This is a genomic window from Luteimonas sp. RIT-PG2_3 (assembly GCF_054902115.1).
Map to the genome: position 1 here is coordinate 1 of NZ_JBUBPF010000015.1, position 20,986 is coordinate 20,986.

The following is a 20,986-nucleotide window of genomic DNA, read 5'->3' on the forward strand; positions in this document are numbered from 1 at the left end:
GAATGTGAAAATTGTTCGCTTGACGGCGTTCATGGCCTGATCGAATGTGCCTTTCACGCCATCCCGCCCGATTTCTGCGCGGATCCACTCCAGCCCCACGACACCTGAAGGAACCCATCCGATGCGATCCCTGCTGATGCTGCTTGCCGCGACCGTGCTCACCAGCCTTGCCGGCTGCGCCAGCGCGGACGGCGCCTGGGTCGAACTGGCGGGCCACCGCTATACGGTGGAAGTAGCGGCCGACGACGCGTCGCGCGCCCGCGGGCTGATGTTCCGCGACAGCATGCCGTCGTCGCAGGGCATGCTCTTCATCCATGACAGCGAGGAGCCGCAGGCCTACTGGATGAAGAACACCCGGATCGCGCTGGACATCCTGTACTTCGACGCCCAGCGCAAGCTGGTGTCGCAGCAGCGCGACGTGCCGCCGTGCTCGGCGGGCAATGCCTGTCCGCCCTATCCGAGCAACGCGCCGGCCCTCTACGTACTCGAGCTCAATGCCGGCCAGGCCCAGGCGATTGGCCTGAAGGACGGCGAGGAGCTGAAGGTTTCGCCGGATCTGCAGAACGCTCGCTGAGCCTCTGCCCGCGCAGGCTTGCACCCGGCCGCGGGCCGGAGCAGTCTGTGGCCATGATCGATTCCGACACGCTGCCCGACTGGAGCGCCCTGGCGACGATCGAGGACGCGTCGCTGCCGCTGCTCGATGTCGCCCTGCTGATCGCGCGCGACGAATATCCGGAACTCGACCTTGCCCGCTGCGACGCGCTGCTGAGCCAGCACACCGACCACCTGCGTGTCGAAGTCAATGCGATCGAGCACTGGGCGCTGAAAATGCAGGCGATCAATCGCCACCTCTTCGATGAGCTCGGCTATGCCGGCAACCATGACGAGTACTACGACCCCCGCAACAGCTACGTCAACGACGTGCTGGAGCGGCGGCTCGGCAACCCGATTTCTCTGGCGATGGTGCAGATCGAGGTCGCGCGCAGGCTCGGGATCCCGCTGGACGGCGTGTCGTTCCCCGGCCACTTTCTGGTCCGCCTGCCGATCGACGACGGCGTCCTGGTCATGGACCCGTTCAACCGTGGGCGCCCGCTGGATGTCGACGAACTGCGCCAGCGCGCACGTCCGCACCTGGGCGGCGACGCGCCGGACGACGAGGCGCTGCACCAAATCCTGCATCCGGCCTCGCACCGGGCCATCCTGACGCGGATGCTGCGCAACCTGCAGGGCGTCTATACCGACCAGCAGGACTGGGGCCGCACGGTCCGCTGCGCCGACCGGCTGTTGAAGCTGTCGCCCGAAAACCCCGACGCGCTGCGCGACCGCGGTCTGGCCTACCTGCAACTGGGGCACGTCTCGGGCGCCCGCCAGGATCTGTCGCGCTACCTGCTGCGCCATCCCGACGCAGACGACATCGCGACGATCCGCGAACACCTGATCGGGACCGGATCCGGTGCGAGCCGGCTGAACTGATCCTGCCAGGGCCGGCGTGCGTGGTGCCACCGCAACGCCCCGACAGCGTCGGCCCGACCTCAGACGACGATCATCTCGAAGTCGTCCTTGGTGACCCCGCAATCCGGGCAGGTCCAGGTCTCCGGCACATCCTCCCAGCGCGTGCCGGCGGCAATGCCTTCTTCCGGCAGGCCCACGGCCTCGTCATAGAGGAAGCCGCAGACCACGCACATCCACGTGCGGAATCCGGTCTGGGTCGCTGCAGCATTCATATCGGTGGACCAGGGTCGTCAAACAGGCGCGCCATTGTCCCACGCTGCCCGCCTGCGAGGAACCGACGGCCCGGATGCGTCGGGGCTGCGACGGCGACATGCCACAATCGCCGATGCATCCCTCCAGGCACCGCTGCCGACATCGTGAGCCCAACCACCTCCCCGCATGCACGCCCGCGTGGCCTGTATCTGATCACCCCCGATATCGCCGACACCCCGGCGCTGCTGGCCCGCGTCGCCCCCCTGTTGCCGTTTGCGGCCTGGCTGCAGTACCGCAACAAGGCGGCGTCCCCCGTCCTGCAACGGCAGCAGGCCACGGCGCTGCTGACGCTGTGCCGCGCCGCGGGTGTTCCGCTGCTGCTCAACGATGACTGGGCGCTGGCCGGCGACGTCGGCGCGGATGGCGCGCACGTGGGCGAGCACGACGGCGACCTGCGGCTCGCACGCGCCCGTCTGGGCGAGGATGCCATCCTGGGGGCCTCCTGTTATGGCGACGCTGCCTTGGCACGATCGGCCGCCTCCGCCGGCGCCAGCTACGTAGCGTTCGGCGCGTTCTTCCCGTCGCCGACCAAACCGCTCGCCCGTCGCGCCGACCTCGGTCTGCTGGCCGACAGCGCCGCACTCGGACTGCCGCGCGTGGCGATCGGCGGCATCACGCCGGACAATGCCGCCCCGCTGGTGAGCGCCGGCGCCGACCTGCTGGCGGTGATCAGCGGTGTCTTCGATGCACCCGATCCCGTTGCCGCGGCGCGCACCTATCTGGCCTGCTTTCTCCCGCCGGCCCAGGCCTAGCCAACACCCATCGCACTCCCGCACGGAATGCCTTCGGGCCGCTCCGCTCCCCGCCCAGCGCGCCAGCGCGCTCCCAAGCCCCTCAGATCCCGCAGATGAACCACGACAAATCCCAAGCCCTGTTCTCCCGTGCCCGCGAGCTGCTGCCCGGCGGCGTCAATTCCCCCGTGCGCGCCTTCAAGTCGGTCGGTGGCGAGCCGTTCTTCGTACAGCGCGCGGACGGCGCGTATCTCTACGACGTCGACGACAACCAGTACGTCGACTACGTCGGCTCGTGGGGCCCGATGATCGTCGGCCATAACCATCCCGACGTGCGCCAGGCGGTCAAGCGCGTCATCGGCGATGGCCTGTCGTTCGGTGCGCCTTGCCCGGCCGAGGTCACGATGGCCGAGACGATCACCCGCCTGATCCCGTCCTGCGAGATGGTGCGGATGGTCAATTCCGGCACCGAAGCCACGCTGTCGGCGATCCGGCTGGCGCGCGGTGCGACCGGACGCACGCGCATCGTCAAGTTCGAGGGCTGCTACCACGGCCACGGCGATTCGTTCCTGGTCAAGGCCGGCAGCGGCGCGCTGACGTTCGGCGTGCCGAATTCGCCCGGCGTGCCCAAGGCGCTGGCGGACCTGACGCTGACGCTGCCGTACAACGATTTCGATGCCGCCACCAAACTGTTCGATGAAGCCGGCGACGACATCGCCGGACTGATCATCGAACCCGTGGTCGGCAACGCGAACTGCCTGCCACCGCGCGAGGGCTACCTGCAGCACCTGCGCGAGCTGTGCACGCGCCACGGCACCGTGCTGATCTTCGACGAAGTGATGACCGGCTTCCGCGTCGCGCTGGGCGGCGCCCAGGCCCGCTATGGCGTCACGCCCGACCTGAGCACGTTCGGCAAGATCATCGGTGGCGGCATGCCGGTCGGCGCCTATGGCGGGCGCCGCGACCTGATGCAGCAGATCGCCCCCGCTGGCCCGATCTACCAGGCCGGTACCCTAAGCGGCAATCCGCTGGCCATGGCCGCAGGCCTGGCGATGCTGACGCTGGTCCAGGCACCGGACTTCCATGCCCGCCTCGAAGCCAGCACGCATGCGCTGTGCGATGGACTGGAAGCGGCCGCGCGCGACGCCGGCGTGCCGTTCTCGACGACGCGCGTCGGCGCGATGTTCGGGTTGTTCTTCAGCAGCGAACCCTACATCGACACTTACGCCCAGGCCGTGGCCTGCGATACCGCCGCCTTCAACCGCTTCTTCCACGCGATGCTGGAACGCGGCGTGTTTCTGGCACCGTCGGCGTTCGAAGCCGGCTTCATGTCCAGCGCGCACGACGAGGCGGTGATCGCGCGCACGCTGGCGGCCGCGCGCGAGGCGTTCGCGGTCGTTGCCGCGCACCAGGCCTGATCGAGAGAGGACCCGGACATGCTCCACGGCCTGCCCCGGACCGACCAGCACCTGACCGTCGCATGATCCAGCGGGACGGCCATCGTGGCAGCACCCGCCAGACCGGCATCGCGCTGGTGCTGTTCGATTTCGACCATGTGCTGGCACATTACGATCACGGCCTGCGGATCGCATCGCTGGCCGACGCCACCGGCGCGTCCGCGGCACGGGTCGCGGCGGTCCTGTTCGAATCCGGGCTGGAAACCGAGTACGACAGCGGCCTGATCGATACCGACACCTACCTGGCCCGCCTGGGTGCCGGCCTCGGCGCCACCGTCGATCGCGCCACCTGGATCGCGGCGCGCGTGGCCGGCAGCGTCGCTGATGAGGGCGTGCTCGCACTCGCCGTCGACATCGCGCAGCAGATGCCGATCGGCGTGCTGACCAACAATGGTGCACTGCTGGCCGACGCCGCCCGCACGATCGTCGCGCCGCTGTATCCGGCGCTGCAAGGACACGTCTTGTGCTCGGGGGCGCTGGCGGTGCGCAAGCCCGACCCGCGCATTTTCCAGCTCGCGGTCGCGCACTTCGGCGTCGAGGCGGGCCAAGTGCTGTTCGTCGACGACGTCTTCCAGAATGTCCAAGCCGCACGCACGGCCGGCCTCCGTGCCGAGCAGGTCACCAACGCCGCCACGCTGACGCGGGCACTGCAGGCCCACGGACTGCGCTGACCCACGGCGGATCGCAGGCGGACGGCAATTTGCTGGTTACATGATCGGTAGCTTGATGGCGTTCGGTCGGTTCAATGACAACGTTCGCTTCGCCTGAGCGTGGATAACATCGCCAACGAGCTACGCCACGTCCGGAAGGTGGCCGACGAAGCGCGTGTTCCTGGGACCGCCGCGCGCGTACTTGCTCAGTGCGGATTTCCGCTTCTGACCGCAGGACTGGTAGTGCGGAGATGTCGCACCCCGGCATCTGCCAGGGCTTTTTTTCCGGATCGCGAGTGTCGGGTTTGCGGCAGCGTGCCGGGCTGCGGCTGCTTTTCCCTCGGTCAGGGCATCCTGCCCTGACTCGGGCGCACGCCATCCATGGCGTGCTTGGCGCAACCTCCGCCCGCCCCGCCACTGCCGCGAGCGTCACGATTACGGCGTCGGCAGGTTATCGACGCATTCCCACCATCGAAGACATCGGCCCATCCAACACCAGTGCGTCGCCTCGGCCGGGGATTGCGGAGAGCGGGCCATGAATGGCCCGCGGCGGCGAGTCAGCCAAGGGTGAGCAGGTGCTGCTTGCGTGGCACTGCCGCGCAGCCCATGCGAACGCCCGGCGTGCTGCGTCGGGCCGGACCGGGCCGCGTAGCGGCACGGGCTGACCGAGCCCAGGAGCAATCCTTGAACGGGGGACGCAGCGTCCGACGCCGACAATAGTGCCTGTTTGTACTGACGCGCGAGAAAAGGCCTCAAAGCCGCATCACTGAGGTCGGATCTAAAGCGGGCATCACGATTGCGGCGTCGGCAGGTTATCGACGCATGCCCGCCATCGAAGACCTCGGCCCATCGGACATCAGGGCTTCACCTCGGCCGGGATCGCGCCAACCCCAGACCCACAAACGGCAACGCGGCAATTGAACTCCGTTTCACATCTGTCTTCCAGACTCCAGGCTCTGCCCCATTCTGGAGTTTGTTCCGATGCGAATGCCGAGCTTCGTCTTGCGGTCATGGACGCTGCGCCTGTCTGCTGCACTGTTGTCCTGCGTATTGTTGGCCCAGGCCCACGCCGCAGACCGCGTCCTGATCGTCGTCAGCGGTGAAGGACGCGACCAGGGCCGCACGCGCCCCGGCTACGAATTCGACGAACTGTCTCAGGCCTGGCTGATCTTCCGCGACAACGGCCTGGACGTCGATGTCGCCAGCCCACAAGGCGGCCCCGTGGAAGCCGACCGCTACAACCCCGAAGAACCCTTCAACGCCGCGTTCCTGGCAGATGCCAATGCCATGGACACATTGGCCAACACCCGAGCCCTGCGCGACCTCGACGCACGCGACTATGCCGCCATCTACATCGTCGGCGGCAAGGGCGCGATGTTCGACCTGCCCAAGGATGCCGCCCTGCGCAACCTGCTGGCACGCATCCATGACCAGGGTGGCATCGTCGCCGCGGTCTGCCATGGCCCTGCCGCCCTGGCCGATGTGCGTCTTGGCAACGGCGAATGGCTGGTCGCCGGCCGCGCGATGACAGGCTTCAGCAACGAGGAAGAAGCGCTGTTCGGCAAGACATGGGCCAAGGAGTTTCCCTGGCTGCTCGAAGACGCACTGCGCGAACGTGGCGCACGCTGGCAGGAAGCCCCGCTGATGATGCCCAAACTGGTCGTCGACGACCGCCTGATCACCGGGCAGAACCCCTACTCCACCACCGCGGTGGCGGAAGCAGTGGTTCGTGCGACCGGTCGAGTCCCCGTGGCTCGCGCCCCCTGGCGGGACGAGCGCACGATGGCACTGGTCCAGCGCCGGCTGGAAGGCGATACCGGGGCTGCAGCGATACTGGCCGAGCACAAGGCGGACTATCACGTCGAACTGATCGGCATCCTCGGCTTCTATCAGTTGAAGGCTGCGACAACGGCCGAACAGATCGGCGACGCCCTGTCGGTGATGGAACTGGCCGCCCCCTACATGGAAGCACCGGAGCTGAAACTGGCACGCGCCGAGGCCCACCACCGGTTGGGAGACAACCGCCGCGCGCGCGAGATCCTGGCGGCCTTGCTGGAAGCCAAGCCGGAGATGACAGAAGCTAGGCAGCTCCTGCAGCAGATCGACGGTTGAGCATGATCCGTGAATGTCTCCGCATCCTGGTCGTCGAGGACAACCTCGCGCTGCAGGCCAGCATGGCTGCACTGCTGACGGCACAGGGCCACCTTGTCGACTTCGCGGCCGATGGCAGGATCGGACTGCAGCTTGCGCTGGCCGATCCACCCGACATCCTGGTGCTGGACCTCAACCTGCCCGGACTGGATGGCCTGCAGGTCTGCGCGCGATTGCGTGCACAGTCCGACCGCCATGTCCCCATCCTGATGCTGACTGCGCGGGACACCCTCGACGACAAGCTCAGGGGCTTCGAGCATGGCGCGGACGACTATCTGGTCAAGCCGTTCGCCGGCGCCGAGCTGGCGGCGCGCTGCCTCGCGCTCGCCCAGCGCCACCGTGTCGGGGAGAAGCACCTGCTGCAGATCGGATCTCTGTGCATCGACCGCCGTCGCGGCGAAGCTACACGCCATGGGATGCCGCTGCACCTGCACCAGACCAGCCTGCAGATCCTGGTCTCGCTGGCCGAAGCCTGGCCGCGCACCCTGACACGCAGTGAACTGATCCAGCGCCTGTGGGGGGAGCAGGCGCCCGCTTCCGATCCTCTGCGGTCGCATCTGTACCTGCTGCGACAGGCACTGGACCGACCCTTCGACGTGCCGATGCTGAAAACCGTGCATGGGGTCGGCTTCCGGCTGGAGTCGGATCAGCCGGCCTCCGATGCAACATCGTCCCCGGGGAACGCGCGCGCATGAATGGACATCGTCGCCATCTGCGCAATCGACTGATGCTGGCCTTCGCCGGATTCACGATCGTGGTCGCCACACTGTTCGGACTCTACGTCGCGATGTTCGCCTATTCGGTCGAGGACCTGTTCTTCACCCGCATCCTCGACCGCGAGGCGCAGGCGCAACAGCAGCACCATGCGCGCACCGGACAATGGGCCCAGCCCCACGAGCCCTTCATCACCGTGATTGCCGACGCCAGCGCGCTGCCCGAAGACCTGTCGGCGCGGCTTGCGGCGGAACCGCAGCGTCGCGAGTTCGGCGGCGCCCAGGGGCACCACTATCACCTGCGGCCGCTCACGGCCACGGACGCGCAGGGCCCGGCGGACGCCACGGCGCAGGACGGGCCTGCATGGCTGGTCGCCGAGGTCAGCGAAGAACTCGTCATACGGCCACGGCGCGCTGCGCTCTTCCAGTGGCTGGCATGGTCGGGCGCCGCGGTCGTTGCGCTGGCATTGCTGCTGGGCGGCTGGCTTGCGCAACGCACCGCGGCCCCGCTGTCGCGGCTGGCGTCGCTGGTCGACCGTTCACATCCCACGCGGCTGCCGACGTCCTTTGCAGCGGACTTTCCCAACGATGAAGTCGGGCTACTGGCGCATGCGCTCGAATCCCTGATCGGGCGTGTCGACGATTTCATTGCACGCGAACGCGAGTTCACGCGCGACGCCAGCCATGAATTGCGGACGCCGCTCGCGGTGATCCGTGGCGCCTGCGAACAACTGGCCTGCGAAACCTCGCTCAGCGCCGCCGGCCGGCAGTACCTGGAGCATGTCCGGCAATCGGCCTGGCAGCTCGAGCAGACCGTGACGACGCTGCTGGCGCTGGCGCGCGAAGAGCGGCAGGCCGGGACCGCGACCGCGGTTGCGATCCTGCCCGTCCTCGAACGCGTCATCGTCGAACAGGCCGCGCTGATCAACGGCCGGCCGGTGGACGTCGACGCAGAGGTCCCCGGCGATGCAAGGCTGACGGTCCCGTCGCCCGTCCTGCATATCCTGCTGTCGAACCTGGTCGGCAATGCATTCGCGCATACGCCCCGCGGGCGTATCCGCATCGACGTCGAACATGGCCGCCTGCGCATCGCCAATCCCGGCGGCGCGATCCGCGATGCCGACTTCGAACCGCATGTCAGGGGCGCGTCCAGTGCGGGCTTCGGACTTGGACTCGCGATCGTCCGCCGCTTGTGCGAACGCCACGACATCGACCTGGAGATCGAGACCCTGACCGGGTCTGACGGGACTGACCGTGCCCGCGGGCCCGCCGTGGCCACGACGGTCGCAAGCCTTGCACTCGACCCGAGTCCGGGCCCTGCGACGTGAGCCTGTCTCGAGCAACGCGGCGATCCGGCCGCAAGCGCACGATGGTGCTGGCAGGGATGATGGTGGCCGTGCTGGCGTGTCCGCTCGTCCTGCCCGCATCCGCGTCCGCCTCGGCACAGGAATCGTCGGCACACCAGCAACAGATCGCGCAGGCATTGCCCGAAGAAGGCCTGGTCGGCGCGGTCTGGTCGACGATCGACCAGGATGGCGCCGTGGACGTGGCCGCGGCCGGCGTCGCCGATGGCCAGACCGGGCGTGCGATGACCGGCGACACCCGCGTCCATGTCGGCTCTGTCGCCAAGGTCGTGCTGGGCGCAGGCGTCCTGCGGTTGATCAGCGAGGGCCGACTGTCGCTGGACACGCCGGTCGCGTCGCTGCTGCCATCGCTGGCATTCGACAATCCCTGGGAGGCAAGCGACCCGATCCGCGTGCGTCACCTGCTCGCACACACCGCAGGGCTCGAGAACCTGCGCATGTGGCAGTTCTTCAGCCTGCAGGCCGATGCCGATGCGCCGTTGTCGCGGCTGTTCACGCGCGACCCGTCGGTGCTTCGCGTCCAGGCGCGGCCGGGCGCGCGTTTCCGCTACTCGAACCTGGGCTACAGCCTGCTCGGCATGGTCATCGAGTCGGTCACCGGCCAGCGCTACGAACACTATCTGGATGCCCACCTGTTGCGTCCCTTGGCGATGACGGACAGTACGTTCGCCTACACCGCGCAGACCGGCCCCGATGCCGACGATCGGCTGGCCATGGGCCACTTCGAGGACGGCAGGCCGCAGGCGGCCATCGCACTCCATCTGCGGCCGGCCGCGCAGTTCACGACCACCGCCCGCGACATGGCCACGTTCTCGCGCTTCCTGATGGGAGATGGCCGCGTCGACGGACACGACTTCATCGATCCGGAGTTGCTGCAGGCCATGACTTCACCCGACATGACCTCATCCGCCACGACCTCACCCGGCCGGACCGAGGCCGCCGAGGCCGGGCTCCGCATCGGCCATGGGCTGCTGCTGGCAGGACGCGACCGGCACGGCGTGTCCGCGGAATGCCATCCCGGCAACACCATCGGCTTCATGGCGATGCTGTGCCTGTTTCCGCGCGAAGACAAAGCCTTCTTCATCGCGTTCAATGCCGACAGCGAGACCGCCGACTACGAGCGTTTCCATGCCCTGCTGATCCGCTCGCTGGGCATCGCCGGAACGCGGCCGGCGGAAGACGGCGAGGCATCCGGCGACATCGCGGACTGGCAAGGGTTCTACGTGCCGCAACCACTGTCGATGCGGCCCTTCGCATGGATCGACACGGTGCTCGGGGTCAGCCGCATCCAATGGGATGGCACCCGGCTGCACATCGCATCATTGCAGTCCAAGCGCGTCCAGTTGCAACCGCTGGGCGGCCACCTGTTCCGCGCCAGATATCGCCGCCAGGCCTCGCATGTCCTGCTGACCTGGACAACCGGCGAACGTGTCGTCAGCAACGGGCTGCAGACCCTGATCCGGATCGAGACCCACCGCATCGTGCTGCTGTGGTCCAGCCTGCTGGCCGGCGTCTTGGGGTTGGGCTATGTGCTGGCGGTCGGCACAGCGCGACGGCTACGCGGCCGACTTGGGACTGCGGACGCCCTGTTCGCCCCGTGGCTCGCGACGCTCGCCTTGCTGCTGCCGCTGTCGTTCTTCCTGGCCCAGCCGGTACTCGCGCTCGGCGACAGGACCGTTGCCAGCGTGCTGCTCGCAGCGGTCACTGGATTGCTGCCGCTCGCCCTCCTGTTTGGGATGGGGATGTGCGCGCACGCGTCGCGACGACCGGGAGTGTACCGCGACGCGCTGGCGTTGCTGGCGGCACTGCAGTGCCTGCTGGTGCTGGTCGCCTGGGGCATGTTGCCCTTCCGTCTGTGGCATTGATTCGCCACACACACCTCCGGCTGTCCCAAGCACGCGACCGCAGCTTGATCGGAGCGCGCGCGGCTGTCCGGCAGGTTGCAGGACAGCAGCGCGCGAGGCGGGCCATCAGCCGCGATTGGCCACGAAGTCGCGCAAGGCGTCTCCAAGGCGTTGCAGGCCGGTGGCGACTTCCTCATCGGTGATGTTCAGCGCGGGCACGAAGCGCAGCACGTCAGGACCGGCCTGCAGCATCAGCAGGCCATGGGCAGCGGCGTAGTCGAGGATGGCCGACGCGCCCCCGGCGAATTCCGGACGCAGCACAGCGCCCAGCATCAGCCCGCGACCGCGCACGGTCGAGAACAGGCCGAGTTCGTGGTCGAGCGCGTCGAGGCCGGCACGCAACGCCGCCGACTGGCGGCTGACGTTGCTGGCGATCGCGGTCGACGACAGCAGGCGCAATGCGGTGCGGGCGACGGCAGCGGCCAACGGGTTGCCGCCGAACGTGGTGCCGTGGTCGCCGAACTGCATCGCCTGCGCCACCTTGGGGCCAGCCAGCATCGCGCCGATCGGGAAACCACCGCCCAGCGCCTTGGCCAGGGTCACGATGTCGGGGACGACTTCGTCCTGCCAGTGCGCGAACAGGGTACCGGTGCGGCCCATGCCGGTCTGGATCTCGTCGAACGCGAGCAGCGCGCCATGGTGGTCGCAGAGTTCGCGCACGCGGCGCAGGAAACCCGAGGCCGCCGGCATCACGCCGCCCTCGCCCTGGATCGGCTCGACCAGCACCGCAGCGACATCGCCGCCGGCCATCGCGACTTCCAGCTGGGTGGCGTCGTTGAAATCGACATAGCGGAACCCACCGGGCAAGGGCTCGTAGCCAGCCTGGTACTTGGGCTGCGCGGTCGCGGCGACCGTGGCCAGCGTGCGGCCATGGAAGCTGCCGCGAAAGGTCACGATGACCCGGCGCGAGGGCTCGCGCCCCTGCGCGGTCGCCCACTTGCGGATCAGCTTGATCGCCGCTTCGTTGGCTTCGGCACCGGAGTTGCACAGGAACACACGTTCGGCGAAGCGCGAGGCCGCGACCAGTTCCTGCGCCAGCCGCAGCGGCGGCTCGCTGTAGAACACGTTGCTGGTGTGCCACAGCTTGCCGGCCTGCTCGGTCAGCGCCGCGACCAGCTCGGGATGGTTGTGGCCGAGGCCGCTGACGGCGATGCCCGCCGACAGGTCGATGAACTCGCGGCCGCCATCGTCCCAGACCCGCGAACCCTGGCCACGGGCCAGGATCAGCTGGCGCGGGCGATACACCGGCAGGTAACTGCTGTCGCCCAGGGCGAGCAGATCGGCGGCGGCCGGCGATGGCGCGATGGGTGGCACGGGCGATGACACGATGGCGTCCTGTGGGTTGCGGGGCAGGCTGGCGATTCTACAGTCGTGCGCCGCGTGCCGCCCGCAGCACGCCGCAGCTCACCAGTCGCCGGTATTGGGCATCGACAGCCAGGGCTCGACCGGGGTCAGCGCGGCGCCCTTCTGCAGCAGCTCGATCGAAATCTCGTCGGGCGTCTTCACGAAGGCCATGCGGCCATCGCGCGGCGGCCGGTTGATGGTGATGCCCAGCGACTGCAGGTGCGCGCAGGTCGCATGGATGTCGTCGACCTCGAAGGCGAGGTGGCCGAAATTGCGGGCGTTGCCATAGTCCTCGCCGGGCGAGCCGTCCAGCGGCGGCCAGTTCAGCGTCAGCTCGATCTCGGCTTCGGGATTGGCCGGCGCGCCGAAGTACACCAGCGAAAAACGGCCGGCCTCGCTGTCGATGCGCCGCGTCTGCTGCAGGCCAAGGCCTTCGGTGAAGAAGCGGCTGGTACTGTCGAGGTCGTGGACGCGGATCATCGCGTGCAGGTATTTCATGGTCGGTCACCTGATCTATGACGGAAGGGGGGCGGACGCAGGAGCGGCCGGCGGGCTCCGGCATCACGGCCCGATGCGGGCGCGGGCCCGCGATGTGATGGCATTATCGCGCTTCCCACGTCACCGGCTCGTGTCCATGGTCCGTCCGCTGCATTTCGATACCCTCGCCGCCCATGCCGGCATCCAGCCCGACCCGGTCAATGGCGCACTGACGCCGGCACTGCAGCTGTCGACGACATTCGAGCACACGCCCGACGCGCAGTCGCCACTGGGCTATCTGTACCAGCGCTACGACAACCCCAACCAGCAGCAGCTGGAGACTATCCTGGCCACGCTCGATGCCGGCGCCAGCGCGCAGTTCTACGCCACCGGCATGGCCGCGGGCGCGACCGCGATGCAGGCGCTGCCGCCGGGCAGCGAGCTGCTGATCTCCAGCGATACCTATTTCGGCTATCGCGCGATCTGCGAGAAGTGGCTGACGCAGTGGGGCGTGCGCCATCGCGTCGTCGACATGAGCGACCTCGATGCCGTGCGTGCGGCGATCAGCCCCGACACCCGCCTGCTGTGGGCGGAAACGCCATCGAACCCGCTGCTGAAGATCTGCGACCTGCCAGCATTGGCCGACATCGCGCATGCGGCCGGCGCACGCCTGCTGGTCGACAGCACCTTCGCCACGCCGGTGCTGCAGCAGCCGCTGACGCTGGGCGCCGACATCGTGCTGCACTCGGCCACCAAGTACCTCGGCGGCCATGGCGATGTCATGGGCGGCGTGCTGGTGTTCGCGGCCAACGACGACTTTTCCGCCGCCTGCGACGACCTGCGCCGCAGCGTCGGCGCCACCGCGTCGCCGTTCTCGGCCTGGCTGGTGATGCGCGGCCTGCGCACCCTGCCGGTCCGCGTGCAGCGCCAGAGCGAAAGCGCGCTGGCGGTCGCCGGTTTCCTGGCCGGACATGCCGCGGTCGAGCGCGTGCACTATCCCGGCCTGGCCTCGCATCCGCTGCATGCGGTCGCGGTACGCCAGATGCGCGGCGGTTTCGGCGGCACCCTGTCGTTCGAAGTGCCGGGCGGCAGCGCGGCCGCCTTGCAGACCGCGTCGCGGCTGAAACTGTTCATCAACGCGACCTCGCTGGGCTCGACCGAATCGCTGGTCGAGCACCGCGCGTCGATCGAGTCGCCGCGGGTCATGTCGCCGCAGGGACTGTTGCGACTGTCCATCGGACTGGAGAACGTGCAGGACTTGATCGACGACCTGGCGCAGGCGCTGGGCTGAGAGCCTGCAAGCGCGGTTGGCCGCAGGTCGCCAGAACAGAATCAGTCCGGAGCAGACTCAATCGAAAGCAGACTCAATCGAGAAACAGGTCCGGCAACAGCGGCTGAGAAGGATCGACGCGATAGCCCGACAGGTCGGTGATGCCGGCCTCCGCGAGCACGTCGTCATCGATCAGGAACCGGCCGCTGAAACCGGCGGATGGCCGCGTCAGCACGGCCTGCGCGGCATCGGCCATGATCTGCGGCGTGCGTCCGTTGGAAGTGCTGACGCCGGGGATCATGTTCAACGCGTCGGTCGCGATCAGCGTGCGCGGCCACAGGCCATTGACGGCAACGCCCTGCGGACCGAACTCGGCGGCCAGGCCGATGGTCACGAAGCTCATGCCCATCTTGGCCAGCGTGTAACCGGTGTGCGGCCCCCACCAGCGCGGGTCCAGCGACGGCGGCGGGCACAGGGTCAGGATGTGCGGGTTCGGCGACTCCAGCAGATGCGGCAGGCAGGCCTGCGCGCAGACGAAGCTGCCGCGCGCGTTGACCTCCTGCATCAGGTCGTAGCGCTTCATCGGGGTATCGAGCACGCCGCGCAGCCAGATCGCGCTGGCGTTGTTGACCAGGATGTCCAGGCCACCAAAGGTATCGACGGTCGCGGCCACGGCCGCGCGTACCTGCTCGGGTTCGCGGATGTCGCATTTCAGCGCGAGTGCCTGTCCGCCGGCGGCGCGCACGGCATCGGCCGCGGTGTGGATCGTGCCCGGCAGTTTCGGATTGGCCACGTCGGACTTGGCGACGATGGCGATGTTGGCGCCATCGCGGGCGGCGCGCAGCGCGATTGCCAGGCCGATGCCACGCGAGGCACCGGTGATGAAAAGGGTCTTGCCCGACAATGAGGACATCGCAGCGCTCCTGCTCAACGGAAGCGGCATTGTAGGACGCGGACGCGCCAGGCAGGCCGTGTCGCCGTGATTGCAATGAACGCGTCGCCACGCGCATGCATATCGACTCGTCCGGGTGCCCTGGTCGCGATGGCCATGCACCCAGCACTCAAGGGATTGCCACTCGATTGCGTCCAGGAGCGCTTCTACAGGGTGCGCCCGCCGCGCCCATCGGCGGCGCTACGGTTTGGGGCCCTGGCCTTCGTTGTCTTCCCACTTGAGGATCTTCCGGGTCACGACCCGGTAGACCGGCTTGCCGGTCCGGAACCAGACATCGCGCAGCCAGGAAGTCCGCTTCAGTACGCGCCTCTCGACCGGCGTCAGCGCGGCGCGGCAGTACATGCGTTTGTGCTTGAGCAGGTGCCGCAGGTCCTCGCGGGCCAGCAGGCGCATCCAGCGCGAGCGCGGATCGCCGCGCGTGGCCAGCTGGAAATCGATGATGCCGGGCGTGCCATCGGCCTGGACCAGCCAGTTGGCCTCTTTCGCGAGGTCGTTGTGGGCCAGTCCGCGCCGGTGGAGTTGCTGCAGGAGGCGGCGCGCGCGCCGGAAGTACGCCAGATCGCCATGCGGCGGCCGCTGGTACATCGCGGCGCCCTCCATGTAACTGCGGTCGAGGCGCCGTCCATCCCAGCGCAGCAGCTGCGGCACATCGTCCATGCCGGCGACGCGCTGCAATCCCCTGGCCTCGCGTCGCGCCAGCCACCAGGCCGGCAGCCGCAGCCACAGCGGCACATGCGCCAGGTCGCGGCGCACGAAGACCTCGTCACCGGCCTGCATCAGCGAAATCCGGCCGAAGCTGTCGGATTTCAGCGCGCGCAGTTCGATGGCCTGGTCGGCAGGCGGGCGTGTGTGGGACGGGGACTCGGATGACATTGGCCTATTGTAGGCCCTGCCCGCGTGCAGCCCTGTCCCGGTGCGGCCGGCCCGCCCCGGGCTTCGACGGCCGATGCCGCGATCGCGGCGGTCGCGATGGGTTCGCAGTCATCAGGGCGCTGCCATAATGCGCCGATGCTTGGCGACCTCTTCAACAATACCGTGAGCTGGATCGGCGACCATCCGGTCGCGGCCGGCATCGTCATCTTCCTGATCGCGTTCTCCGATTCGGTGATCATCCTCGGGGCGATCGTGCCGGCACTGCCACTGCTGTTCGGCATCGGCGTGCTGGTCGGCCTGGGCGAGATCTCGGGGCCGTATGCGGTGATCTGCGCCGCACTGGGCGCACTGGCCGGCGATGGCGTCAGTTACTGGATCGGCCATCGCTGGGGCCATGGCCTGCGCAACATCTGGCCGTTCCAGCGCTATCCGCAACTGCTCGACCGTGGCGAGGTGCTGTTCCGCCGCAACGCGATCAAGAGCATCCTGATCGCGCGCTACGTCGGCCCGATCCGTCCGTTCGTGCCGGCCATCGCCGGCATCGCGCGGATGCCGATGCGCCGCTACCTGCCGATCAGCATCGTCGCCTGCGTGTCCTGGGGCGCGCTGTTCCTGGCGCCGGGCTGGCTGTTCGGCGCGTCCTACGATGCGGTGGCCGCGGTCGCCGACCGCCTGTTCCTGGTGCTGGGTGGACTGCTGGTGGTGTTCGCGCTGGCCTGGTTCGGCGTGCTGTACACCTACCGCTGGTTCGACCACCACGCCAACAGCCTGCTGGCGCGCGCCTTGAAGTGGACCCGCGCGCATCCGCGGCTGGGCCGCTATGCCGAGGCGCTGATCGATCCCAACCGCCCCGAGTCGGCATCGCTGCTGGTGCTGGCGGTCTGCCTGCTGGGCATCAGCTGGGCCTGGTTCACGCTGCTGGCCACGGTGCTGATGCGCGGCGAGCCGCTGGTCATCGACCTCACGGTCTTCCACGTGATGTACGAACTGCGCAATCCGCTGGCCGATCGCCTGATGGCGGCGCTGGCCTCGCTGGGTGATTTCGCGGTGCTGGCACCGGCGGCCGCGCTGGCGCTGGCCTGGCTGGTCTGGCGGCGGCGCTGGATCGCGGCCGCGCATTGGCTGGCCGCGCTGGCCTTCGGCCTGGTGCTGACCTCGCTGCTGGAAGCGGTCATCGACATGCCGCGTCCGCCGACGGCCTCGGGCGGTTTCGGCTTCCCGTCGGTGTCGGTGACGATGACGACGATCACGTTCGGCTTCTTCGCGGTCCTGATCGCTCGCGAGTTGCCCGGCCGCTCGCGCGTCTGGCCTTACCTGGTGGCCGGCACCATCGTCGCGATGCTCGGCTTCGCGCGCCTGTACCTTGGCGCGCACTGGCTCAGCGACATCGTCGGCGGCTTCCTGCTCGGCGTTGCCTGGCTGCTGCTGCTGGGCATCGCCTACCGGCGTCACGTGGCACGTTCGTTCTGGATGCGCCCGCTGGCGCTGGTGTTCTACATCACGTTCATCGCTGCCGCGCTGTGGCATGCCCCGCGTGCGGTCGATCCACTGCTGGCGCGCTTCGCCCCGCACGTGCCGGCGCTGTTGTTGCAGCCGGCCGACTGGTGGGAGAGCGAGTGGTCGCAGCTGCCTTCGCAGCGCAAGGAACGCGATCCCGGCCAGCGCTGGACGCTCGACGTGCAGATCGCCGGCCCATTGCCGCCCCTGCAGCAGCAACTGCTCGCGCATGGCTGGCAACCGCAGCCGCAGGCCGACTGGACCGCGACGCTGGGCCTGCTCGACGACGACACGCCGCCATCGCAGCAGCCGGTGCTGCCGGCGACGTTGGGTAGTGAGGCCGAGACGCTGATGCTGCGCCGTCACCTCGACGACGACCACGCCGAAGTGCTGCGCCTGTGGCGTGCGCCCGCGCGCCTGGCCGACGAAACGCCCCTGTGGATCGGCACGACGCAGACGCTGCGCTATTCGCGTCCGTTCGGCCTGTTCGGCATCTGGTTGCCCGAGGCCGACGAACACGCCTCGTATCGCGACCTGCGCAAGGGCCTGACGATGTTCGCGCAACGCGAGGACGTGCATCCGGTCAGCGGCGCGCCGATCCTGCGCCTGCGCACCGACGAGCGACTGCCGTCAGTCGATCAGCCCGACCAGCGCGTCAAGCCTTAGATCGGGATCGTCCTCCTGCAGCAGCGCCTGACGCTGGGCGAGCGTCAGCGGTAGCAGTTCCGCCAGTCGCCAGCCGACCCAGGCGGCATCGTCGAGCTGCTGCCGGGTCGCGTCGATGTCGAGCGTGTCGATCTGTTCGATGATCCTCGCCAGCACCTCGCCCAGCAGCGCATGCTGCGGTTGCAGCTCCACCGTGGGATCGGGCGCGCACCAGCGCACGTCGGCGACGATCAGGCCGTTGTCGCGCACGCGCGTGCGTTCGACATGGAAGCGTCTCGCGCCGCGCACGCGCAGGTGCAGCAGGCCATCCGGACCGGTGTCGAAATCCTCGATCAGCGCTTCGGTCCCGAACGCGGCCGGTACCGCGGGCTGCCCGGCTTCGCGCCCCTCGACGATCATGCAGACGCCGAAGCCGTGGCCGTGGCGGCCGCAATCGCGGACCAGATCGAGATAGCGCGCCTCGAACACGCGCAGGCCCAGCGCCCCGCCGGGCACCAGCACGGTCTGCAACGGGAACAACGGCAGGGATTGGTTCACGGGCACCTCCATCCAGCGGGCCGCCGCGCCATCGTGGCGCCGGCACATCCTGCACAGGGTCTATGCGGGCGCACGCAACAGGGTCAGGAAGCGACGTGGCGCCGCATCGAAACCGCCATTGGACATGAAGACCACATGGTCGCCTGGACGCACGCGGGCCTGCAGCGCCGCCAGCAACTGGTCGACATCCGCCGCCGTGGACGCATCGCCGCGCACGGCGGCGACCACGCTGCCGGCATCCCAGGCCAGTTCCGGGCGATGCAGGAACACCACCGCATCGGCGCCATCCAGCGACGGCGCCAACGCATCGGCGTGCGCGCCCAGGCGCATCGAATTGCTGCGCGGCTCCATCGCGACGACGATCCGTGCATCGCCGACCTTCGCGCGCAGGCCGGCCAGCGTGGTCTGGATCGCGGTCGGATGATGGGCGAAATCGTCGTAGACGGTGATGCCACCGGCCTGGCCGAGCACCTCCATCCGCCGCTTGACGCTACGGAACGCCGACAGCGCCGGAACGACCTGCGCAACGTCGACGCCGACCGCATCGCAGGCGGCCAGCGCGGCCAGGCCGTTGAGGACGTTGTGGTCGCCGAGCAGCGGCCAGCGCACGGTGCCGAGTTCGCGCCCGCGATGGCTGACGACGAAGCGGCTGCCATCGGCATCGAGCTTGCGCGCGCTCCACTCGAAGGCGGCGTCGAAGCCGAAGCGCGAGACCGGCGTCCAGCAGCCCATCTCCAACACTTCGGCCAGCCGCGCATCGTGGCCGTTGACGATCAGGTGCCCACGTCCGGGGATGGTGCGCACCAGGTGATGGAACTGGCGCTGGATCGAGGCGACATCGGGAAAGATGTCGGCGTGGTCGTATTCGAGGTTGTTGAGGATCGCGACCAGCGGGCGGTAGTGCACGAACTTGCTGCGCTTGTCGAAGAACGCGGTGTCGTACTCGTCGGCCTCGACGACGAACAGCGGCCGCTGCTCCTGCGGCGGCGGCCCGCCCAGTCGCGCGGACACACCGAAATCCTCGGCGACGCCCCCGATCAGGAAGCCCGGCTCGCGCCCCGCGGCCTGCAGCAGATAGGCCAGGATCGTGGTGGTGGTGGTCTTGCCATGGGTGCCGGCGACCGCGAGCACGTCGCGACCGGGCAGCACGTGCTCGCGCAGCCATTCGGCGCCCGATGTATAGGGCAGCCCCTGGTCGAGGACATGCTCGACCGCGGGATTGCCGCGCGACAGCGCATTGCCGACCACGATGCTGTCGCAATCTGGCGAGATGTTGCCGGGCAGGTAGCCCTGGCTGAGCGAGATGCCGAGCTGTTCGAGCTGGGTCGACATCGGCGGGTAGACGGCCTGGTCACTGCCTTCGACGGCATGCCCGAGCTCGCGCGCGAGGGCGGCCACGCCGCCCATGAAGGTCCCGGCGATACCGAGGATATGGAGTTTCATGCTGCCAATGTTCCCGGTATTTGTCATCCAAGGGAATACTGGGCAGCGGTCTCCAGTCCGAGCAGCAGCACCGCCAGCAGCAGGCAGCGCACCCAGTCCTGTCCGGTCAGGTAGGTCCAGATGCGGACCCGCAGCACCAGCATCCACAGCACCGCGACGACGGTCACCACCAGCAGCACCAGGGTCGGCAAGGCCGCGACATTGGTGATCACGGGCAGCACCACCAGCATCAGCAGCGTATCGGCCAGTCCCAGCGCCAGCAGGCCACGCGGATAGCGTTCGACCAGCCCAGACCATCGCGCGAGCAGCCACGGCACCACGCACAGGAAGAACGCCGCGATCAGCAGGCCGGCGACACCGGTGTAGGCATCGAACGGCGGCTCGTATCCAGCCCAGGCGCCCAGCACCAGCGCGACCGCGATGGAGATCCAGGCGGCCCGTTGCGATGCCGGCAGGACCGCCGGCGACGCCCTGAACGTCAGGAACCGGAACGCGGCGCGCATGCCGTCGATGGGACTTTGGCGGGATGCCTGCATGGCACGCTTCGCGGCTGTGCGCCTCAGCCGACGTCTTTGCCCGGCGCGATCGTTTCGATGATGCGGGTGAACACGTCATCCAGCGAGCCGACGCCGTCGACGACGGTCAACTGGCCATGCTGGCGATAGAAGTCGATGACCGGCGCTGTCTGCTGGTCATAGACGTTCAGGCGGTGGCGGACCGATTCCGGGCTGTCGTCGGCGCGACCTTCGGCCTTGGCGCGTCCGGCCAGGCGCTCGATGATCTGCTCGTTGTCGACGGTCAGCTGCACGGCAGCATCGAACTTCTGCCCCAGGCCGGCCAGCAGCTTGTCCAGCGCCGCGGCCTGCGCCAGGTTGCGCGGGTAGCCGTCGAGGATGAAGCCGCCGCGGGTGTCGTCGCGCGAGAAGCGCTCCTTCAGCATGCCCAGCAGGATCTCGTCGGACACCAGGTCGCCACGGGCCATCACTTCCTTGGCCTGCAGACCCAGCGGGGACCCGGCGGCGACTTCCGCCCGCAGCAGGTCGCCGGTGGAGATGTGCGGCACCTGCAGATGCTCCTTCAGGCGCGCAGCCTGGGTGCCCTTGCCCGAACCGGGCGCTCCTAGCAATACCAATCGCATCGATCACTCCAAAGCCAAACGGGAATTTCGAGTCGGGGCGCGCTGGACGGTACAC

At 68.5% G+C, this 20,986-nt stretch carries 20 protein-coding genes; 11 read left to right on the plus strand and 9 right to left on the minus strand.

Features of this window, described 5'->3' with window-relative positions; translation table 11 throughout:
- Window positions 1-121: 121 nt before the first annotated feature.
- Both ACYX7E_RS17120 and ACYX7E_RS17125 read left to right on the plus strand, forming a co-directional pair.
- Window positions 122-574, plus strand: a complete 453-nt coding sequence (locus ACYX7E_RS17120; RefSeq protein WP_462081814.1) for a DUF192 domain-containing protein — start codon at window positions 122-124, stop codon at window positions 572-574.
- A gap of 53 nt (window positions 575-627) precedes the next feature.
- Window positions 628-1,473, plus strand: coding sequence for a SirB1 family protein (locus tag ACYX7E_RS17125; RefSeq protein WP_462081815.1), 846 nt, complete (start codon window positions 628-630; stop codon window positions 1,471-1,473).
- 59 nt (window positions 1,474-1,532) lie between these two features.
- Here ACYX7E_RS17125 and ACYX7E_RS17130 read toward each other — a convergent pair whose 3' ends face one another.
- Window positions 1,533-1,724, minus strand: coding sequence for a rubredoxin (locus tag ACYX7E_RS17130; RefSeq protein ID WP_462081869.1), 192 nt, complete (start codon window positions 1,722-1,724; stop codon window positions 1,533-1,535).
- A gap of 141 nt (window positions 1,725-1,865) precedes the next feature.
- Between ACYX7E_RS17130 and thiE the strand changes: the two genes are divergently transcribed.
- From thiE to ACYX7E_RS17165, 7 genes are all read left to right on the plus strand, one after another.
- The gene (thiE, locus tag ACYX7E_RS17135; protein ID WP_462081870.1) at window positions 1,866-2,516 is read left to right on the plus strand and encodes a thiamine phosphate synthase; all 651 of its coding nucleotides are present in this window, start codon (window positions 1,866-1,868) and stop codon (window positions 2,514-2,516) included.
- A gap of 95 nt (window positions 2,517-2,611) precedes the next feature.
- On the plus strand, window positions 2,612-3,913 hold the full coding sequence (gene hemL / locus ACYX7E_RS17140; RefSeq protein WP_462081816.1) for a glutamate-1-semialdehyde 2,1-aminomutase: 1,302 nt from the start codon (window positions 2,612-2,614) through the stop codon (window positions 3,911-3,913).
- A gap of 62 nt (window positions 3,914-3,975) precedes the next feature.
- Complete coding sequence (locus ACYX7E_RS17145; protein WP_462081817.1) at window positions 3,976-4,623, plus strand: HAD family hydrolase; 648 nt, start codon at window positions 3,976-3,978, stop codon at window positions 4,621-4,623.
- Window positions 4,624-5,583: 960 nt separating this feature from the next.
- A complete protein-coding gene (locus ACYX7E_RS17150; protein WP_462081818.1) occupies window positions 5,584-6,714 on the plus strand; it encodes a type 1 glutamine amidotransferase domain-containing protein in 1,131 nt (376 codons plus the stop codon).
- 2 nt (window positions 6,715-6,716) lie between these two features.
- Window positions 6,717-7,448, plus strand: a complete 732-nt coding sequence (locus ACYX7E_RS17155) for a response regulator transcription factor (protein WP_462081871.1) — start codon at window positions 6,717-6,719, stop codon at window positions 7,446-7,448.
- The gene (locus tag ACYX7E_RS17160) at window positions 7,445-8,794 is read left to right on the plus strand and encodes a sensor histidine kinase (protein ID WP_462081819.1); all 1,350 of its coding nucleotides are present in this window, start codon (window positions 7,445-7,447) and stop codon (window positions 8,792-8,794) included. Before ACYX7E_RS17155 ends, ACYX7E_RS17160 begins: the two co-directional genes overlap by 4 nt.
- Window positions 8,791-10,695, plus strand: a complete 1,905-nt coding sequence (locus tag ACYX7E_RS17165; protein ID WP_462081820.1) for a serine hydrolase domain-containing protein — start codon at window positions 8,791-8,793, stop codon at window positions 10,693-10,695. Before ACYX7E_RS17160 ends, ACYX7E_RS17165 begins: the two co-directional genes overlap by 4 nt.
- A gap of 105 nt (window positions 10,696-10,800) precedes the next feature.
- On the opposite strand, the gene ACYX7E_RS17170 is transcribed toward ACYX7E_RS17165, so the two are convergent.
- Both ACYX7E_RS17170 and ACYX7E_RS17175 read right to left on the minus strand, forming a co-directional pair.
- The gene (locus tag ACYX7E_RS17170; protein ID WP_462081872.1) at window positions 10,801-12,012 is read right to left on the minus strand and encodes an acetylornithine transaminase; all 1,212 of its coding nucleotides are present in this window, start codon (window positions 12,010-12,012) and stop codon (window positions 10,801-10,803) included.
- Window positions 12,013-12,138: 126 nt separating this feature from the next.
- On the minus strand, window positions 12,139-12,576 hold the full coding sequence (locus ACYX7E_RS17175; RefSeq protein WP_462081821.1) for a VOC family protein: 438 nt from the start codon (window positions 12,574-12,576) through the stop codon (window positions 12,139-12,141).
- Between the two features lie 136 nt (window positions 12,577-12,712).
- Between ACYX7E_RS17175 and ACYX7E_RS17180 the strand changes: the two genes are divergently transcribed.
- Window positions 12,713-13,846 carry a trans-sulfuration enzyme family protein gene (locus tag ACYX7E_RS17180; protein ID WP_462081822.1) on the plus strand — a complete coding sequence of 378 codons (1,134 nt, stop codon included), beginning with the start codon at window positions 12,713-12,715 and terminating at the stop codon, window positions 13,844-13,846.
- Between the two features lie 73 nt (window positions 13,847-13,919).
- Here ACYX7E_RS17180 and ACYX7E_RS17185 read toward each other — a convergent pair whose 3' ends face one another.
- A complete protein-coding gene (locus tag ACYX7E_RS17185; RefSeq protein ID WP_462081823.1) occupies window positions 13,920-14,738 on the minus strand; it encodes an SDR family oxidoreductase in 819 nt (272 codons plus the stop codon).
- A gap of 219 nt (window positions 14,739-14,957) precedes the next feature.
- Window positions 14,958-15,650: a phosphotransferase gene (locus ACYX7E_RS17190; protein ID WP_462081824.1), complete on the minus strand. Its 693-nt coding sequence runs from the start codon at window positions 15,648-15,650 to the stop codon at window positions 14,958-14,960.
- A gap of 135 nt (window positions 15,651-15,785) precedes the next feature.
- On the opposite strand from ACYX7E_RS17190, the gene ACYX7E_RS17195 reads away from it, so the two are divergent.
- The gene (locus ACYX7E_RS17195; RefSeq protein ID WP_462081825.1) at window positions 15,786-17,813 is read left to right on the plus strand and encodes a bifunctional DedA family/phosphatase PAP2 family protein; all 2,028 of its coding nucleotides are present in this window, start codon (window positions 15,786-15,788) and stop codon (window positions 17,811-17,813) included.
- Here ACYX7E_RS17195 and ACYX7E_RS17200 read toward each other — a convergent pair.
- From ACYX7E_RS17200 to ACYX7E_RS17215, 4 genes are read right to left on the minus strand one after another with little or no spacing between them, the layout of a single operon-like run.
- The gene (locus tag ACYX7E_RS17200; RefSeq protein ID WP_462081826.1) at window positions 17,778-18,362 is read right to left on the minus strand and encodes an LON peptidase substrate-binding domain-containing protein; all 585 of its coding nucleotides are present in this window, start codon (window positions 18,360-18,362) and stop codon (window positions 17,778-17,780) included. The genes ACYX7E_RS17195 and ACYX7E_RS17200 overlap by 36 nt on opposite strands.
- Window positions 18,363-18,410: 48 nt before the next feature.
- Entirely contained in the window at window positions 18,411-19,820 is a 1,410-nt protein-coding gene (gene mpl, locus ACYX7E_RS17205) for a UDP-N-acetylmuramate:L-alanyl-gamma-D-glutamyl-meso-diaminopimelate ligase (protein WP_462081827.1), read from the minus strand.
- Window positions 19,817-20,329: a hypothetical protein gene (locus tag ACYX7E_RS17210; protein WP_462081828.1), complete on the minus strand. Its 513-nt coding sequence runs from the start codon at window positions 20,327-20,329 to the stop codon at window positions 19,817-19,819. The genes mpl and ACYX7E_RS17210 overlap by 4 nt, the downstream gene beginning before the upstream one ends.
- Before the next feature lie 23 nt (window positions 20,330-20,352).
- On the minus strand, window positions 20,353-20,931 hold the full coding sequence (locus tag ACYX7E_RS17215; protein ID WP_462081829.1) for an adenylate kinase: 579 nt from the start codon (window positions 20,929-20,931) through the stop codon (window positions 20,353-20,355).
- Window positions 20,932-20,986: the final 55 nt, after the last annotated feature.

Excerpts from the sequence above, each read along its gene's own strand:
- mpl (WP_462081827.1), bottom strand. The coding sequence starts at position 19,820 with ATGACAAATACCGGGAACATTGGCAGCATGAAACTCCATATCCTCGGT.
- ACYX7E_RS17160 (WP_462081819.1), top strand. The coding sequence starts at position 7,445 with ATGAATGGACATCGTCGCCATCTGCGCAATCGACTGATGCTGGCCTTC.
- ACYX7E_RS17125 (WP_462081815.1), top strand. The coding sequence starts at position 628 with ATGATCGATTCCGACACGCTGCCCGACTGGAGCGCCCTGGCGACGATC.
- ACYX7E_RS17200 (WP_462081826.1), bottom strand. The coding sequence starts at position 18,362 with ATGGAGGTGCCCGTGAACCAATCCCTGCCGTTGTTCCCGTTGCAGACC.
- ACYX7E_RS17130 (WP_462081869.1), bottom strand. The coding sequence starts at position 1,724 with ATGAATGCTGCAGCGACCCAGACCGGATTCCGCACGTGGATGTGCGTG.
- ACYX7E_RS17210 (WP_462081828.1), bottom strand. The coding sequence starts at position 20,329 with ATGCAGGCATCCCGCCAAAGTCCCATCGACGGCATGCGCGCCGCGTTC.
- ACYX7E_RS17215 (WP_462081829.1), bottom strand. The coding sequence starts at position 20,931 with ATGCGATTGGTATTGCTAGGAGCGCCCGGTTCGGGCAAGGGCACCCAG.
- ACYX7E_RS17185 (WP_462081823.1), bottom strand. The coding sequence starts at position 14,738 with ATGTCCTCATTGTCGGGCAAGACCCTTTTCATCACCGGTGCCTCGCGT.
- ACYX7E_RS17155 (WP_462081871.1), top strand. The coding sequence starts at position 6,717 with ATGATCCGTGAATGTCTCCGCATCCTGGTCGTCGAGGACAACCTCGCG.
- ACYX7E_RS17180 (WP_462081822.1), top strand. The coding sequence starts at position 12,713 with ATGGTCCGTCCGCTGCATTTCGATACCCTCGCCGCCCATGCCGGCATC.
- ACYX7E_RS17120 (WP_462081814.1), top strand. The coding sequence starts at position 122 with ATGCGATCCCTGCTGATGCTGCTTGCCGCGACCGTGCTCACCAGCCTT.
- hemL (WP_462081816.1), top strand. The coding sequence starts at position 2,612 with ATGAACCACGACAAATCCCAAGCCCTGTTCTCCCGTGCCCGCGAGCTG.
- ACYX7E_RS17175 (WP_462081821.1), bottom strand. The coding sequence starts at position 12,576 with ATGAAATACCTGCACGCGATGATCCGCGTCCACGACCTCGACAGTACC.
- ACYX7E_RS17190 (WP_462081824.1), bottom strand. The coding sequence starts at position 15,650 with ATGTCATCCGAGTCCCCGTCCCACACACGCCCGCCTGCCGACCAGGCC.
- ACYX7E_RS17150 (WP_462081818.1), top strand. The coding sequence starts at position 5,584 with ATGCGAATGCCGAGCTTCGTCTTGCGGTCATGGACGCTGCGCCTGTCT.
- ACYX7E_RS17145 (WP_462081817.1), top strand. The coding sequence starts at position 3,976 with ATGATCCAGCGGGACGGCCATCGTGGCAGCACCCGCCAGACCGGCATC.
- ACYX7E_RS17195 (WP_462081825.1), top strand. The coding sequence starts at position 15,786 with ATGCTTGGCGACCTCTTCAACAATACCGTGAGCTGGATCGGCGACCAT.